Origin of the sequence: Serratia marcescens, from assembly GCF_029846115.1 — a bacterium.
GTDB lineage: Bacteria > Pseudomonadota > Gammaproteobacteria > Enterobacterales > Enterobacteriaceae > Serratia > Serratia marcescens_L.
The window spans coordinates 3,009,358-3,025,075 of record NZ_JARVZZ010000001.1 but is presented as its reverse complement, the minus strand read 5'-3'; the positions used below and the strand labels follow the sequence as shown (position 1 = coordinate 3,025,075).

Below are 15,718 nucleotides of genomic sequence, written 5' to 3'. Positions count from 1 at the left end.
TTCTCATTCAAACGCCAAACACCCTTACATGTGTTTAACGATAGCGTCGCCAAACTCTGAACATTTCAGCAGTTTAGCGCCTTCCATCAGGCGTTCGAAGTCATAGGTCACGGTCTTGGCAGCGATGGCGCCTTCCATGCCTTTAACGATCAGATCAGCCGCTTCGAACCAGCCCATGTGGCGCAGCATCATCTCTGCGGACAGAATGATGGAACCTGGGTTCACTTTGTCCTGGCCGGCGTACTTCGGCGCGGTGCCGTGAGTCGCTTCGAACAGCGCGCAGTCGGAGCCGATGTTGGCGCCCGGCGCGATGCCGATACCGCCTACCTGGGCCGCCAGGGCGTCGGAGATGTAGTCGCCATTCAGGTTCATACAGGCGATCACGTCGTATTCCGCCGGGCGCAGCAGGATCTGCTGCAGGAAGGCGTCGGCGATCACGTCTTTAACCACGATCTCTTTGCCGGTGTTCGGGTTCTTGATCTTCAGCCATGGGCCGCCGTCGATCAGCTCGCCGCCGAACTCTTCACGCGCCAGCTCATAGCCCCAATCCTTGAAGGCACCTTCGGTGAACTTCATGATGTTGCCTTTGTGAACCAGGGTCACGGAGTCACGGTCGTTGGTGATGGCGTATTCGATCGCCGCACGCACCAGACGCTTGGTCCCTTCTTCGGAGCATGGCTTCACGCCGATACCGCACTGCTCTGGGAAGCGGATTTTCTTCACGCCCATTTCGTCGCGCAGGAATTTGATCACTTTGTCCGCTTCGGCGGAGCCGGCTTTCCACTCGATGCCGGCGTAGATGTCTTCGGCGTTTTCGCGGAAGATCACCATGTCGGTCAGCTCAGGCTGTTTCACCGGGCTTGGGGTGCCCTGGTAGTAACGCACCGGGCGCAGGCACACGTACAGATCCAGCTGCTGGCGCAGGGCCACGTTCAGAGAACGGATGCCGCCGCCGACCGGGGTGGTCAGGGGGCCTTTGATGGCGACGCGGTAGTCGCGGATCAGGTCCAGAGTTTCGTCCGGCAGCCACACGTCTTTACCGTAAACGTGGGTAGATTTTTCGCCGGTGTAGATTTCCATCCAGGAGATTTTACGTTCGCCGTGGTAAGCCTTTTTAACGGCTGCATCAACCACGTGGATCATGGCAGGAGTCACGTCAACGCCAATGCCGTCGCCTTCGATGAACGGGATGATCGGGTTATGAGGAACAACCAGTTTACCCTGGGCGTCAACCGTGATTTTTTTACCTTCTGCCGGAACAACTACTTTGCTTTCCATCAACCTCTCCTTCAAGCGCAATTTTGTTAATGCTTTGTAAGATGCGTGTAGATACTACTTGAATATTCGGTCCGCGCCAATCCGAAACGGATTCGGTTATAATGCGCTTATCATCCGTAATCTCAACTGTTATGAAAAAATTCTCTGTTAGAAATCACAACGTTAAACGATTCAGCAAGCCGAATGCCGCCAAACCCGCCGCGCCGAAAGGGCCGCGCCGAATTGTGTTATTCAACAAGCCCTTCGACGTGTTGCCGCAGTTCACCGACGAAGCCGGCCGCGCCACGCTGAAAGAGTACATCCCCTTCCCCGACGTTTACGCCGCCGGGCGCCTGGATCGCGACAGCGAGGGGCTGCTGGTGCTGACCAACGACGGCCAGCTGCAGGCGCAGCTCACCCAGCCGGGCAAGCGCACCGGCAAAATCTATTATGTGCAGGTCGAGGGCGCGCCGCAGGAGAGCGATCTGGCGCCATTGCGCAGCGGCGTCACGCTGAAAGACGGCCCCACGCTGCCCGCCGGGGTGGAGTTGGTGGCCGAGCCGCAGTGGCTGTGGCCGCGCAACCCGCCGATCCGCGAACGTAAATCCATTCCCACCCACTGGCTGAAAATCACCCTGTATGAAGGGCGAAACCGCCAGGTGCGTCGCATGACGGCGCATATCGGGTTCCCTACCCTGCGCCTGATTCGCTACAGTATGGGTAATCTTTCGCTGGGTTCACTGCAACCCGGTGAATGGGAAATCATCGATTCCCTGTAGACCGATAACTGATGGAGGCGCCATGAAGAACACACTGACCGCGCTGCTGTTCACCGCACTGGCGGCCCCGCTCGCCGCCCAGGCCGCCAGCTTCGACTGCGCCAAGGCGGCAAGCCGCGATGAGCGCGCCATCTGCGCCAACCGCACGCTGAACGATCTGGACGTGCAAATGGCCACAAAATACCAATTCCTGCGCGGCCTGTTCGCCATGGGCGCGCGCGGCGCGATGCAGGACAGCCAACAGGACTGGCTGACAAAACGCCAGCGGTGCGGCGGGGATACCGCCTGCCTGCTGCAAAGCTACCGCACCCGCATCGCCGAGCTGGACGACATCTACCGGCGCATCGACAAACCGTTGTAAGGAGAGCGCATGTTCAAACCGCACGTCACCGTGGCCTGCGTGGTGCACGCCGCCGACAAATTTTTAATTGTCGAAGAGACCATCAACGGCAAAGCGCTGTGGAACCAGCCGGCCGGCCATCTGGAGGCCGACGAGACGCTGGTGCAGGCCGCCGAGCGCGAGCTGTGGGAAGAGACCGGCATCCGCGCCACGCCGCAGGCGTTCCTGCGCCTGCACCAGTGGATCGCGCCGGATCACACGCCGTTCCTGCGTTTTTGCTTCGTTATCGAGTTGGAACAGCCGCTGCCGACCGAGCCGCAGGACAGCGACATCGATCGCTGCCTGTGGCTGAGCGCCGACGAGATTTTGCAGGCGCCCAACCTGCGTTCCGCGCTGGTGGCGGAGAGCATTCGCAGCTACCAGCAGCCGGAGCGCTACCCGCTGTCGCTGGTCGGCAGCTTCGCCTGGCCGTTTTAAGGGCGCCGGGCAGCACAAGATGAACAGTGCGCCGGCGCGGCCAACGTGGTAAAATCCTGCGCTTGTTTTTATCAGCACGGTTCGTGTTCAAGTTCGTGAGATCCCCATGTCAGACAACAGCCAGAAAAAAGTAATCGTCGGTATGTCCGGCGGCGTCGACTCTTCCGTTACCGCCTATCTGTTACAGCAACAGGGCTATCAGGTCGCTGGGCTGTTCATGAAGAACTGGGAAGAAGACGACGACGAAGAGTACTGCTCCGCCGCGACCGATCTGGCCGATGCGCAAGCGGTCTGCGACAAGCTGGGCATCGAACTGCACACGGTGAACTTTGCGGCGGAATACTGGGACAACGTGTTTGAGCTGTTCCTGGAAGAGTACAAGGCCGGCCGCACGCCGAACCCGGACATCCTGTGCAATAAAGAGATCAAATTCAAAGCCTTCCTGGAGTTCGCTGCCGAAGATCTGGGGGCCGATTTTATCGCCACCGGCCACTACGTGCGCCGCCAGGACGTGGACGGCAAGAGCCGCCTGCTGCGCGGCGTCGACGGCAACAAAGATCAGAGCTACTTCCTCTACACCCTGAGCCACGAGCAGGTGGCGCAGAGCCTGTTCCCGGTCGGGGAGCTGGAGAAGCCGGAGGTGCGCCGCATCGCCGAGCAGCTGGAGCTGGTCACCGCCAAGAAGAAAGACTCCACCGGCATCTGTTTTATCGGCGAGCGCAAGTTCCGCGACTTCCTCGGCCGTTACCTGCCGGCGCAGCCGGGCCCGATCGTCAGCGTCGACGGCCAGACCGTCGGCGAACACCAGGGCCTGATGTATCACACCCTGGGCCAGCGTAAAGGGCTGGGCATCGGCGGCATGAAAGACAGCAGCGAAGATCCGTGGTACGTGGTGGATAAAGACGTGGCCAACAACGTGCTGGTCGTCGCGCAGGGGCACGATCACCCGCGCCTGATGTCCGTCGGCCTTATCGCGCAGCAGTTGCACTGGGTGGATCGCCTGCCGCTGAGCGGCCCGTTCCGCTGCACGGTGAAGACCCGCTATCGCCAGCAAGACATCCCTTGCACCGTGACCCCGCTCGACGACGAACGCATCGAAGTGCGTTTCGACGAGCCGGTCTCTGCCGTCACCCCCGGCCAGTCGGCGGTGTTCTATCAGGGCGAAATCTGCCTCGGTGGCGGCATCATCGAACAGCGCCTGGCGTAATTCGCCTGCCACCCAAGAAAAACGCTGCGTTTATCGCAGCGTTTTTTTTATTCAAAATTCCACCTGCGCACCCAGTTCAATGACGCGATTCGGCGGGATTTCGAACAGGTCCGGCGCGCGCAGCGCATTGCGCTGCAACAGTTGGAACACCTTGCCGCGCACGCGCAGATACCAGGGCCGCTTGCCCAGCACCAGCGTATCGCGCGACATGAAGAACGAGGTCTCGTTCATGGTGAAGCTCATCCCTTCCAGGCCGCAGCGGTAAAGGATGTCCGTCACGTTGGGCGTCTCACGCCAGCCATAGCTCGCCACCACCCGCCAAAAGCTCGCCGACAGTTGTTCGATCGCCACCCGCTGCACGTTGTGCACGTACGGCATGTCGGTGGTGACGATGGTCAGCAACACCACGCGCTCATGCAACACCTTGTTGTGCTTCAGGTTGTGCAGCAGCACCAGCGGCACCGCGTGCGGCGTGCGCTCCATAAATACCGCGGTGCCCGGCACCCGCTTCGGCGGCGCCTTCTCCAGCGACTCGATCAGCGCGCTCAGCCCTTCCTGATTGTCGCGCAGCCGGCGGATCAGGCGCGAACGCTCGGTCTTCCAGGTCAACATGATCAGCAGAATGGTCAGCCCAAGCGCCACCGGCAGCCAGCCGCCGGTCGCCAGCTTGATCAGGTTGGCGCCGAACAGCGGTACGTCGATGCACAGCATGACAACCAGCATCAGTCCGCCCAGCGCGCGCGGCCAGCCCCAGTTTTTGACCGCCACGATGCTCAGCAAAATCGACGACAGCAGCATGGTGCCGGTCACCACGATGCCGTAAGCCGAGGCCAGGTTACTGGAATGTTTGAAACTGATAATCACGATCAGCACCGCCGCGAACAGCAGCCAGTTCACTACCGGAATGTAGATCTGCCCGGACTCCTGATCGGAGGTATAGATGATGCGCATCGGCGGCAGGTAGCCCAGCCGCACCGCCTGCCGCGTCAGCGAGAACACGCCCGAGATCACCGCCTGCGAGGCGATCACCGTCGCCAGCGTGGCGATCACCAGCAGCGGGATCAGCGCCCAGGTCGGCGCCAGCAGGAAGAACGGGTTGTTGATCGCCGCCGGATTGGCCAGCAGCAGCGCCCCCTGGCCGAAATAGTTCAGCACCAGCGCCGGCGCCACCAGCGTAAACCACGCCAGACGGATCGGTTTTTTACCGAAGTGGCCCATATCGGCGTACAACGCTTCGGCGCCGGTGACCGACAGTACCACCATGCCCAGCGCAAAAAACGACACTGCCTTGTATTCGAAGAAGAAATTCACCGCCCAGTAAGGGTTCAGCGCCCGCAGCACGCCGGGATGATGCAGAATCCCGCCGATACCCAGCAGCGCGAGCGTCAGAAACCAGATAACCATCGCCGGGGCGAACAGTTTACCGACGCTGCCGGTGCCGCGTTTTTGGATCGCAAACAGCGCGGTCAGCACCAACAGCGACAGCGGTACGATAAAGCTGTCCAGCTCTGGGGCGATAATCTGCAGCCCCTCGATGGCCGAGAGCACCGAAATGGCCGGGGTGATCACCCCGTCGCCGAAAAAGAAGCTGCCGCCCACCAGCCCGATCAGCACCGCTGCCGGCACCCAGCGCGCATCCAGCTTGCGGATCGCCAGCGACATCAGCGTCAGGATCCCTCCCTCGCCGTCGTTGTCGGCACGCATCACAAAACAAATGTACTTAATGGACACCACCAGCGTCAGCAGCCAGAAAATCAGCGACAAAAAGCCGTAAATCGAGGCCGGCGTCAGAGTGATGCCTTCCTCCGCCGTCAGGCATTCGCGCAGGGTATACAGCGGGCTGGTGCCAATATCGCCGTACACTACGCCGATGGCCGCCAGCGTCACCGTCGGCAGCGGCTGCTTGTTTTTTACGTGCATATTAAGATCTTTATTTGAGGGCTCACGTTGGCAGTATAGATGCAGCCGCCGCACTTTATTTGCCGCCGCAACAATAAGTTCGCGTCGCCACGCCGGCGATTTTCGCCGCCTATTTGCACAGTTCTGCGCCGCACGGCGCCTCCGCCTCGTCACGGGCGTATTAGACGCTGGGTTTACCCTCGATTTTGTGGCATGATCCGCGGCATTCGTTGTCATCGTTGTTACAGCCACGCCCGTTCGTTAACGTTCGCGGCCGCCGCCGTTACCCCTGCGATACACACAACCTTATGCAGTAAGCCATGTACCGTTCACAGCGTTTACAGGAGTAATCGTGGCGAAGAATTATTATGACATCACGCTGGCCATGGCGGGTATCAGCCAGGCAGCGCGTTTGGTTCAGCAGTTGGCCCATGAAGGGCAATGCCACCGCGAAGCCTTTCAGACCTCGCTGAAAAGCCTGCTGCAGATGGATCCGCCCTCCACGTTGGCGGTGTTCGGCGGTGAAGAACGCAACTTGCTGGTCGGCCTCGAAACCCTGATGGGCGTGCTTAACGCCAACAACAAAGGGCCGGGCGCGGAACTGACCCGCTACACCATCAGCCTGATGGTGCTGGAGCGCAAGCTCAACGCCAACAAACAGGCGATGAACACGCTCGGTGAACGCCTCAGCCAGCTCGAACGCCAGCTGGCGCACTTCGATCTTGAGTCGGACACCATCATCAGCGCGCTGGCCGGCATTTACGTCGACGTGGTCAGCCCGCTCGGGCCGCGCATCCAGGTGACCGGCTCGCCGGCTATCTTGCAGAACCCGCAGGTGCAGGCCAAGGTTCGCGCCACGCTGTTGGCCGGCATTCGCGCCGCCGTGCTGTGGCAACAGGTCGGTGGCAGCCGCCTGCAGTTAATGTTTTCCCGTAATCGTCTGTTCAAACAGGCGCAAAATATCGTTGCTCATTGTTAATCGATCCCAGGAGTTGCTACCGATGGAATTATCCTCACTGACCGCCGTTTCCCCCGTTGATGGACGCTACGGTGATAAAGTCAGCGCACTGCGCCCCATTTTCAGCGAATACGGTCTGCTGAAATTCCGCGTACAGGTTGAAGTACGTTGGCTGCAAAAACTGGCGGCCTGCGCAGAAATCAAGGAAGTTCCCGCTTTTGACGCCGACGCAAACGCTTTCCTCGACAAAATCGTCGCGGAATTCAATGAAGAAGACGCTCAGCGCATCAAAACCATCGAGCGCACCACCAACCACGACGTGAAAGCGGTCGAGTATTTCCTGAAGGAAAAAGTGGCGGCGGTGCCTGCGCTGCACGCGGTGTCCGAGTTCATCCACTTTGCCTGCACCTCCGAAGACATCAACAACCTGTCGCACGCGCTGATGCTGCAAAGCGCCCGTCAGGACGTGGTATTGCCTTACTGGCGCAAGATCATCGACGCGCTGAAAAGGCTGGCGCTGGAATACCGCGATATTCCGCTGCTGTCGCGCACCCACGGCCAGCCGGCGACCCCGTCGACCGTCGGCAAAGAGTTCGCCAACGTGGCTTACCGCATGGAACGCCAGTACCGCCAGCTGGAGCGCGTGGAGATCATGGGTAAAATCAACGGTGCGGTCGGCAACTACAACGCCCACATCGTCGCTTACCCGGAAGTGGACTGGCACCAGTTCAGCGAGGCGTTCGTGACCTCGCTCGGCATCACCTGGAACCCGTACACCACCCAGATCGAGCCGCATGACTACATCGCCGAGCTGTTCGACTGCGTAGCGCGCTTCAACACCATCCTGATCGACTTCGACCGCGACATCTGGGGCTACATCGCCCTGAACCACTTCAAGCAGAAGACCATCGCCGGCGAAATCGGTTCTTCCACCATGCCGCACAAGGTCAACCCGATCGACTTCGAAAACTCCGAAGGCAACCTGGGCCTGGCCAACGCCGTGCTGGGCCACCTGGCGGGCAAACTGCCGGTGTCCCGCTGGCAGCGCGACCTGACCGATTCCACCGTGCTGCGTAACCTGGGCGTAGGCCTGGGCTACGCGCTGATCGCCTATCAGGCCACCCTGAAAGGCATCAGCAAGCTGGAAGTGAACCAGGCGCACCTGCTGGACGAACTGGATCACAACTGGGAAGTGCTGGCCGAGCCGATCCAGACCGTGATGCGCCGATACGGCATCGAGAAGCCTTACGAGAAGCTGAAAGAGCTGACCCGCGGCAAGCGCGTGGACGCCGCCGGCATGCAGGCATTCATCGATGGCCTGGCGCTGCCGGAAGAAGAGAAAACCCGTCTGAAGGCGATGACCCCGGCCAACTACATCGGCCGCGCCACCACCATGGTCGACGAGCTGAAGTAAGCGCTTTAGCCCGATAAAAAGGCGGCCCGCGGGCCGCCTTTTTGCTTATCATTCGCCGCGCAACACCTGCAGCCGGGCTATCTGCTGCCCCTGTGCATCGAAGTTATCCTCGCTCAGCCAGCGCGCCAGCGCCTGCCGCACCGCCGGCCAGCGATCGGCGGTGATGGCGAACCAGTCGGTATCCCGGCTGCGCCCCTTGACGATCACCGCAAAGCGGAAGTTGCCCTCGTAGCGAAAGCCAAAGCGCAGCGCGGCCTGGCGGGACGGCGCGTTATGGCTGTCGCACTTCCACTCGCAGCGGCGGTAGCCCAGCGTGTCGAAGGCATAGCGCAGCAGCAGCGCGATGGCTTCGGTGGCGCTGGAGCGCTGTTTCATCAACGGCGACCAGCTGACGTGGCCGATCTCCAGCACGCCGTTGGCCTCGTCGATGCGCATCAGCGCCACCGTGCCCACCGGCGCGTCGCTGGCGGCGTCGAACACCGTCAGATTGACCAGCGCCGGGTTGGCCTGCAGCGTCTCCAGATGTTGCAACATCGCCGCCGGCGTATCGGGCCGTTCAATAGACAGATAGGTCCAGTCGCGGCCGTCCGGCGCCAGTTGAAACGCCTCGAACAGCGCGGCGTAATCCCGCTGCGGCTCGAGCGGCGCCAACGAGCAGAAACGCCCGCCGAGCGTCGCGCCGCCCGGGCGGCGAGCCGGCTGCCAATCCGGCATCGGTTCCCCGACCGGCTGACCATAACGATTCATTGCCATAAACGCCCTCCTGCGATTAACGGGAATAAACGATAAACGAGCTTCTTCTGCCGATTTTGTCGTACAGCGAGCGCGCCGGCGCGTTGTACTCCTGGGTCATCCAGTAGACCCGATCGCTGCCGCGCGTCTCTGCCAATCGGTACGCCTGTTCGAACAGCTTTTCCGACACCTTGTGGCCGCGCGCCTGCGGCGACACATAGAGATCTTCGATATAACAATAGCCGACCGCGCTCCAGGTGGACGGGTGGAACACCAGGTTCATCAGCCCCAGCAGCCGTCCCTCGGCATCCTCCGCCACCAGCCCGTACACCTGTTCATCCTGCCCCAGGCGTTCGAAGGTGCGATCGGTCACCTGCGGCGCCACGTCGGCGCGGTAAAAATCGAGATAGCCCTGCCACAGCGCCAGCCATTGCGCTTTGTCGTCGCCATTGATTCTGCGGATAGTCACTTCAGGGTTGGATGGGTTCATAGCGCCTCACGGAGTAAGATATTATTTCCATTAGGGAAATAATCGGATAGCGGCAGAATACACCGCGCAGCGGCGGCGCAATACGGACCAATTCAAAACGCAGAGCAGACCAATTTTAACCGTCGCTTGCCGCCGGCAGCGCGCTGAACACCTGCGCCAACGCAGTGATAAAGCGCACGATCTCATCCGGCGTATAGGCCGAGAAGCCGAGCACCAACGCCCCGCGCTGCGGCGTACCGGTGTAGAAGTCCGCCAGGCCGTACAGCCGTATCCCCCGTTCGGCCGCCGCCGCCACCAGCCGCCGCTCCGTCGCCGCATCCGCCAACGGGCAAACCAGCTGCAGCCCGCCCTGCGGCAACGCCGGACGCGTCCAGGCTGCCAGGTGACGATGCACCGCGTCGTACAACGCGTCCAGCCGCGCCTTGTACAGCGTGCGCATATTGCGCAGATGCTCGGCGTAGCCGCCCTCGTGCAGGAAATGGAACAGCGTCATCTGCGCCAGCGCCGACGTGTAGCCGTCCTGAAACTGCCTGGCGGCGACCAACGGCCGCACCAGCTGCGGCGGCGCAATCATGAAGCCGATGCGCAGCCCCGGAAACAGCGTCTTGCTGAAGGTGCCGATGTACAGCGTACGCCCACCGCCGTCCAACCCCTGCAGCGCCGCCTTGGTTTGCCGGTCGTAGTTGAACTCGGCGTCGTAGTCGTCTTCGATGATCCAGGCTCGTTGCCGCTGCGCCCACTGCAACAACGCCAGCCGCCGATCGAGACTCAGCGAATACCCCAGCGGATAGTGATGGGACGGCGTGATATAAACGCCCCGTCCACCGCCCGAGGCCTGCATCAACTGCCCGACGTCCAGTCCCTGCTCGTCGATGCCGATCGGCCACGCCTGCAGACCCGCCGACTGCACCAGTTTTTTCGCCCCCTGATAACCCGGTTCTTCGACGAACACCGCATCGCCGGGATCGAACAGCACCTGCGTACACAGCGCCAACGCTTGCTGAGAGCTGGTCACCACGATCACCTGTTCCGCCGTCGCCTTGACGCCCCGCTCCCGCTGCAGATAGTGCGCGATCTCCGCACGCAGCTCCGGCAGCCCTTGCGGATCGGCATACCCCAACAACCGCTCGCCGTGCCGCCGCAGCGCCTGCTTTTCCTGCTGCAGCCATTGCTCGATGGGGAACGCCCGCAGGTCTGCCAGCGAAGGCGTCAGCGAAGCCTGGCGACAAGTGTGCGGCGTATGGCTGACTGCCAGCAGCGCCCGGCCGCGATCGCTCAGCTCAGGCTCCGCCAGCCGCGCCTCTTGCCCCGTCGCCGTCGCCAGCAGTTCGCGGCCGAGCAGCGTGTCACTGCGATAACGCACAAAGCTGCCGCGCCCCACCGTTCGGCTGATGAACCCCTCCGCTTCCAGCCGCGCGTAGGTCTGTTCCACCGTGTCGCGCGCCACCGTCAGCCGGGCCGCCAACACACGGCTCGGCGGCAGCTTCGTCCGCCAGGCCAGTTCTCCGGCGGCAATCAGTTGCAACAGAGCCTGATGCAGCGCCGAACGTCGGGTCAGACCTTGCCGCCGCTGCTGCGCGAAGGCGGCCAGGATAGCTGCATCGTCCGCGTGTCGTGGGGTGTCGCTCATGGGGAATTTGTGTCTCCTGATTCAGGGTACCGACGCACTACTCTACCTCATTTCCTTCCAGCGGCGGTGGCAGTTGCGCTGCCCGGCGAAATCCCCTTAAATAAGCCATCGCATTGCGGCTACAGGACTTCCGTCGGCTATGAGCAAGGAGACCAACCAGCGTCTGCTGGACAAACTGCAGCAGGATCTGGCCAGCGCGGGCGCGATGCCGCTGTATTTGCGCTTCAACGCCTCAGTGCGCCAGGCTATCGATCAAGGATTGCTGAATGCGGGGGATTTTTTGCCCAGCGAGCGCCTGTTCACCGAACGGCTCGGCATCTCGCGCATCACGGTGCGCAAAGCGCTGGCCTGCCTCGAGCAGGACGGCATCATCGGCCGTTCGCGCGGCTACGGCACCTTTATTCAACCGCAACGGCCCGAGCCGAAGCTGTTCTATTCATTGGCGGACGTCAAAGGATTCTCGCGTGAGGTGATACAGCAAGGGCGCCGACCGGACACGCAGTGGATCAGCCGCGAACGGATGCCCGCCGGCGCTGAACTGGCTGAAAAGCTCCAGCTGGCGGCCGGAACGCCGATCTACCAACTCAAACGCATTCACTTGATCGATCGGCGGCCAATGTCGGTGGCGGTGTCCTACGTGGTGGTGACGGCAATTGCCAACGTCGACGAGATCGGCATTTCGCTGTACGACTACTTCCGGCGCAATAAGGTCGAGATGGGATCGCTGCGCAGCCAGGTCAGCGCGGCGATGGCCGACGACGATATCCGCCAGGCGCTGCGGCTCTCGGAGCCAATGCCGCTGCTGATCGTGCGCCAGACGCTGTTCGACCACCATAAAAAGCCGATCGAATACAGCGAAAGCTTCTGCCGCAGCGACATGTACGAATTTACCAGCGAAAGTTGACCCGTTGCGTCACGCGGCCGCTCAAGCCTCGCCCTGCCGGCGGCGGCGAAAACGCGCGAACGCCTGAACGTAAGCCTCGATATCCAGCGGATTCACCCGTTTTAACGCCGGCAGCAATCCGGGTTCGATCGCTTCTGCGCCGCGCAGCGCGCCGCAAATCGCGGTGGCCATCGCGCCGATGGTGTCGGTGTCGCCGCCCAGGTTGGCGCACAGCACGGCGCACCGGGTAGGGTCGGTTTGCGCCAGCTGCACCATCGCCAGCGCCGCCGGCACCGACTCGATGGTGCTCACCCCGGCGCCGATCAGCTGATACACCCGTTCGGAGGCCTGCTCGGTGTCGGTGGCTTCATCCACCACCTGAAACGCCAGTTCGATACGCGCCGCCAGCGAGGGGCTGAACGTCGTCTCCTGCCGGCGCTGGGCATACTCCGCCACCCCCGGCAATGCCAGGCGAATCGAGGCCCAGTCCGCCCCCTCCACCGCCCGCGCAATGGCCCAGGCGATCGCCACTGCACCGGCAACGGCGATGTCGGATTTGTGCGTCGGGCTGCAGGCCAGCCACACCTGCTGGCAGAAATCCTCCAGCGGCGCGGACGGCAGCACGCAGCCCAAAGGCGAAATGCGCATCGCCGCACCATTGGTGATGCCGTTGTTTTCCAACTCGGCGATCGGCGTGCCCGCTTTCTGCTCGCTCAGCGCCAGTTTGGAACTGGGGCCGAGAATGTTCTTGTTGAAGGCGTCAAAACTGTCCACCCAGCGGATCACGTTGCGGGCAATCAGTTCCGGCACCACCTCGCCTTCCGCTTCCCGCAGCGCATCGGCCAGCGCCAACGCCATCGCGGTATCGTCGGTATATTGCCCGGCCTTGAAGTAACAGGCGGCGGTGTTCTCCGCCGGCCCATCGAGAAAGCCGTCTATCCAGCCGAAATGGCGCTTAACCCGCTCGCGCGGCCACAGCTCGGAAGGCATGCCGAGCGCGTCGCCCAGCATCTGTCCGTAAAGTGCGCCCGCTATGCGTTCTGCCTGGGTTAACTGCTTCATCCGTCGCTCCTGAGAAAATATGCCGATGCCTCAATAATACCTTATTAGTACCTTTAAAGCTTATCAAGCGCCCCGGTTCACACTTTCCTTTCTCGGCAATGCCCGGCGCGTTTAAGTTGCGTTTAACGTTGCCCCGCCGCTGTTTATCCGACGTTTATCAGAACTTGTCGATAATGTCGGCGAACAAATTGATAACGCTTATTTTAATACATTGCTTCGGCTCTCTTGCGGGCCGAGCGGGTTATACCTACCATAGCCTCAGCACTTTTTGTCAAAATGGTTCAGGTGGCCGCGTTATCCCCTGACACGCCGCAGAGCGTGTTCCCTTTTATCGCGTGGGTGACAGGACGTTCACCCGCACAGTCACAGGAGTTCGCCATGCGAGTACTGGTTGTTGAAGATAATGGTTTGCTGCGCCACCACCTTTCCGTTCAGATGCGCGAGATGGGCCATCAGGTCGACGCGGCCGAAGACGCCAAGGAAGCCGATTACTTCCTGCAGGAACACGCGCCGGATATCGCCATCGTCGATCTCGGCCTGCCGGGTGAAGACGGCCTGAGCCTGATCCGCCGCTGGCGCGCGCACCAGACCAAGCTGCCGATCCTGGTGCTGACCGCCCGCGAAAGCTGGCAGGACAAAGTGGCGGTGCTGGAAGCCGGCGCCGACGACTATGTCACCAAGCCGTTCCACCTGGAAGAAGTGATCGCCCGCATGCAGGCGCTGATGCGCCGCAACAGCGGCCTGGCTTCGCAGGTGATCGTGCTGCCGCCGTTCCAGATCGATCTGTCGCGCCGCGAACTGAGCGTTAACGATCGGCAAATCAAGCTGACCGCTTTTGAATACACGATCATCGAAACCCTGATCCGCAACGCCGGCAAGGTGGTGAGCAAGGATTCGTTGATGCTGCAGCTTTACCCGGACGCCGAACTGCGTGAAAGCCATACCATCGACGTGCTGATGGGCCGCTTGCGTAAAAAAGTGCAGGCGGAATACCCCCATGAAGTGATTACCACGGTACGTGGCCAGGGCTACCGTTTTGACGCGAAGTGAACATGATGTTCAACAAGAATAAAAAACCGTTTTCGCTACGTGCACGCTTCCTGATGGCGACCGCCGGGGTGATCCTGGCGCTGTCGCTCTCTTACGGTTTGGTGGCGGTCGTCGGCTACATCGTCAGCTTCGACAAGACCGCCTTCCGCCTGCTGCGCGGCGAGAGCAACCTGTTCTTCAGCCTGGCGCAGTGGAAAGACAACAAGCTCACCATTGCCATTCCCCCCGATATCGATCTCAACTTCCCCACGCTGGTGTTTATCTATGACGATAAAGGCAACCTGCTGTGGAGCCAGCGCAAAGTGCCGGAGCTGGAGAAGCTGATCAACAAGGAATGGCTGGAAGAGGCCGGCTTTTACGAAATTGATACCGATACCCGCATCAGTAGCGAAGTGCTGGGGGACAACCCCAAAGCGCAGGATCAGCTGAAGAATTATGACGATACCGATCAGAACGCGCTGACTCACTCGGTGGCGGTCAACACCTATGCCGCCACGCCTCGCCTGCCGGCGCTGACCATCGTGGTGGTCGACAGCATTCCGCAGGAGCTGCAGCGATCCGACGTGGTGTGGGAGTGGTTCAGCTACGTGCTGTTGGCCAACCTGCTGCTGGTGGTGCCGCTGCTGTGGCTGGCGGCCTACTGGAGCCTGCGGCCGATCAAGGCGCTGGTCAATCAGGTGGGCGAGCTGGAGAACGGCGAGCGCGATCAGCTGGATGAGAACCCGCCCAGCGAGCTGCGCGGGCTGGTGCGCAATCTGAACATTCTGGTGCGCAACGAACGCCAGCGCTACACCAAGTATCGCACCACGCTGTCGGATCTGACCCACAGCCTGAAAACGCCGCTGGCGGTGCTGCAAAGCACCCTGCGCTCGCTGCGCAGCGGCAAACAGACCACCATCGAAGAAGCCGAGCCGATCATGCTGGATCAGATCGGCCGCATCTCGCAGCAGATCGGTTACTACCTGCACCGGGCCAGCATCAACTCCGGCCAGACGGTGTTGACGCGCGAGATCCACTCGGTGCCGGCGCTGCTCGACAGCCTGGTGGTGGCACTGAACAAGGTTTACCAGCGCAAAGGGGTGGCGATCACGCTGGACATCTCGCCGGAAGTGACCTTTATGGGCGAGAAGAACGACTTTATGGAAGTGATGGGCAACGTGTTGGAAAACGCCTGCAAATACTGCCTGGAGTTCGTGGAAATCACCTCGCTGCACTCCGAGAAAAACCTCACCATCGTCATCGACGACGACGGCCCGGGGATCCCGGAAAGCAAGCGCCAGCTGATCTTCCAGCGCGGCCAGCGGGTGGATACCCTGCGCCCTGGCCAGGGCCTCGGCCTGTCGGTGGCAGCAGAGATCATCGAGCAGTACGACGGCGAAATCGTCATCAGCGACAGCCCGCTCGGCGGCGCGCGCATGCAGGTGACCTTTGCCCGTCAGCACGACACCCACCACAACGAGTAAATTATGCCTCTTCGGCCCCGATCCACGGGGCCAAACTTCCGTTATAATCGCACACAGGCTCACTCCTCTCTCCTGGA

The 15,718-nt window shown here is 61.4% G+C and carries 15 protein-coding genes; 9 read left to right on the top strand and 6 right to left on the bottom strand.

All coding sequences use genetic code 11. The features are described from left to right. Positions 1 to 24: 24 nt before the first annotated feature. Complete coding sequence (gene icd, locus QDT79_RS14260; RefSeq protein WP_015377612.1) at positions 25 to 1,278, bottom strand: NADP-dependent isocitrate dehydrogenase; 1,254 nt, start codon at positions 1,276 to 1,278, stop codon at positions 25 to 27. 131 nt (positions 1,279 to 1,409) lie between these two features. Here icd and rluE point away from each other — a divergent pair, with 131 nt between their 5' ends. From rluE to mnmA, 4 genes are all read left to right on the top strand, one after another. Continuing rightward, a complete protein-coding gene (rluE, locus tag QDT79_RS14255) occupies positions 1,410 to 2,036 on the top strand; it encodes a 23S rRNA pseudouridine(2457) synthase RluE (RefSeq protein ID WP_308316642.1) in 627 nt (208 codons plus the stop codon). Positions 2,037 to 2,058: 22 nt separating this feature from the next. Then, on the top strand, positions 2,059 to 2,397 hold the full coding sequence (locus QDT79_RS14250) for a lysozyme inhibitor LprI family protein (protein ID WP_107226921.1): 339 nt from the start codon (positions 2,059 to 2,061) through the stop codon (positions 2,395 to 2,397). 9 nt (positions 2,398 to 2,406) lie between these two features. Then, positions 2,407 to 2,853: an NUDIX hydrolase gene (locus QDT79_RS14245; RefSeq protein ID WP_308316641.1), complete on the top strand. Its 447-nt coding sequence runs from the start codon at positions 2,407 to 2,409 to the stop codon at positions 2,851 to 2,853. A 106-nt stretch (positions 2,854 to 2,959) separates the two neighbouring features. Then, positions 2,960 to 4,060: a tRNA 2-thiouridine(34) synthase MnmA gene (mnmA, locus tag QDT79_RS14240; protein ID WP_060440158.1), complete on the top strand. Its 1,101-nt coding sequence runs from the start codon at positions 2,960 to 2,962 to the stop codon at positions 4,058 to 4,060. A 51-nt stretch (positions 4,061 to 4,111) separates the two neighbouring features. Here the strand turns inward: mnmA and kup are convergent, their stop codons facing one another. Beyond that, complete coding sequence (gene kup, locus QDT79_RS14235; RefSeq protein WP_308316640.1) at positions 4,112 to 5,980, bottom strand: low affinity potassium transporter Kup; 1,869 nt, start codon at positions 5,978 to 5,980, stop codon at positions 4,112 to 4,114. 331 nt (positions 5,981 to 6,311) lie between these two features. On the opposite strand from kup, the gene hflD reads away from it, so the two are divergent. Further along, positions 6,312 to 6,938, top strand: coding sequence for a high frequency lysogenization protein HflD (gene hflD / locus QDT79_RS14230; protein WP_063989610.1), 627 nt, complete (start codon positions 6,312 to 6,314; stop codon positions 6,936 to 6,938). A 22-nt stretch (positions 6,939 to 6,960) separates the two neighbouring features. After that, positions 6,961 to 8,331 carry an adenylosuccinate lyase gene (purB, locus tag QDT79_RS14225; RefSeq protein ID WP_063989609.1) on the top strand — a complete coding sequence of 457 codons (1,371 nt, stop codon included), beginning with the start codon at positions 6,961 to 6,963 and terminating at the stop codon, positions 8,329 to 8,331. A 48-nt stretch (positions 8,332 to 8,379) separates the two neighbouring features. On the opposite strand, the gene QDT79_RS14220 is transcribed toward purB, so the two are convergent. The 3 genes from QDT79_RS14220 to pdxR all read right to left on the bottom strand — a co-directional run bounded on the left by QDT79_RS14220 (position 8,380) and on the right by pdxR (position 11,183). Further along, positions 8,380 to 9,084 (bottom strand): GNAT family N-acetyltransferase, encoded by a 705-nt coding sequence (locus tag QDT79_RS14220; protein ID WP_107226923.1) that lies wholly within the window; start codon positions 9,082 to 9,084, stop codon positions 8,380 to 8,382. A 16-nt stretch (positions 9,085 to 9,100) separates the two neighbouring features. Continuing rightward, positions 9,101 to 9,553 (bottom strand): GNAT family N-acetyltransferase, encoded by a 453-nt coding sequence (locus QDT79_RS14215; protein WP_063989607.1) that lies wholly within the window; start codon positions 9,551 to 9,553, stop codon positions 9,101 to 9,103. 115 nt (positions 9,554 to 9,668) lie between these two features. Further along, the gene (gene pdxR / locus QDT79_RS14210; RefSeq protein ID WP_308316639.1) at positions 9,669 to 11,183 is read right to left on the bottom strand and encodes a MocR-like pyridoxine biosynthesis transcription factor PdxR; all 1,515 of its coding nucleotides are present in this window, start codon (positions 11,181 to 11,183) and stop codon (positions 9,669 to 9,671) included. A 139-nt stretch (positions 11,184 to 11,322) separates the two neighbouring features. On the opposite strand from pdxR, the gene QDT79_RS14205 reads away from it, so the two are divergent. Continuing rightward, positions 11,323 to 12,087 carry a GntR family transcriptional regulator gene (locus tag QDT79_RS14205; protein ID WP_130017935.1) on the top strand — a complete coding sequence of 255 codons (765 nt, stop codon included), beginning with the start codon at positions 11,323 to 11,325 and terminating at the stop codon, positions 12,085 to 12,087. Between the two features lie 21 nt (positions 12,088 to 12,108). Here the strand turns inward: QDT79_RS14205 and QDT79_RS14200 are convergent, their stop codons facing one another. Continuing rightward, entirely contained in the window at positions 12,109 to 13,128 is a 1,020-nt protein-coding gene (locus tag QDT79_RS14200) for an ADP-ribosylglycohydrolase family protein (RefSeq protein WP_308316638.1), read from the bottom strand. A 378-nt stretch (positions 13,129 to 13,506) separates the two neighbouring features. Between QDT79_RS14200 and phoP the strand changes: the two genes are divergently transcribed. Both phoP and phoQ read left to right on the top strand, forming a co-directional pair. Beyond that, on the top strand, positions 13,507 to 14,178 hold the full coding sequence (phoP, locus tag QDT79_RS14195) for a two-component system response regulator PhoP (RefSeq protein WP_025302513.1): 672 nt from the start codon (positions 13,507 to 13,509) through the stop codon (positions 14,176 to 14,178). 5 nt (positions 14,179 to 14,183) lie between these two features. Then, the gene (gene phoQ / locus QDT79_RS14190) at positions 14,184 to 15,641 is read left to right on the top strand and encodes a two-component system sensor histidine kinase PhoQ (RefSeq protein WP_063990334.1); all 1,458 of its coding nucleotides are present in this window, start codon (positions 14,184 to 14,186) and stop codon (positions 15,639 to 15,641) included. Positions 15,642 to 15,718: the final 77 nt, after the last annotated feature.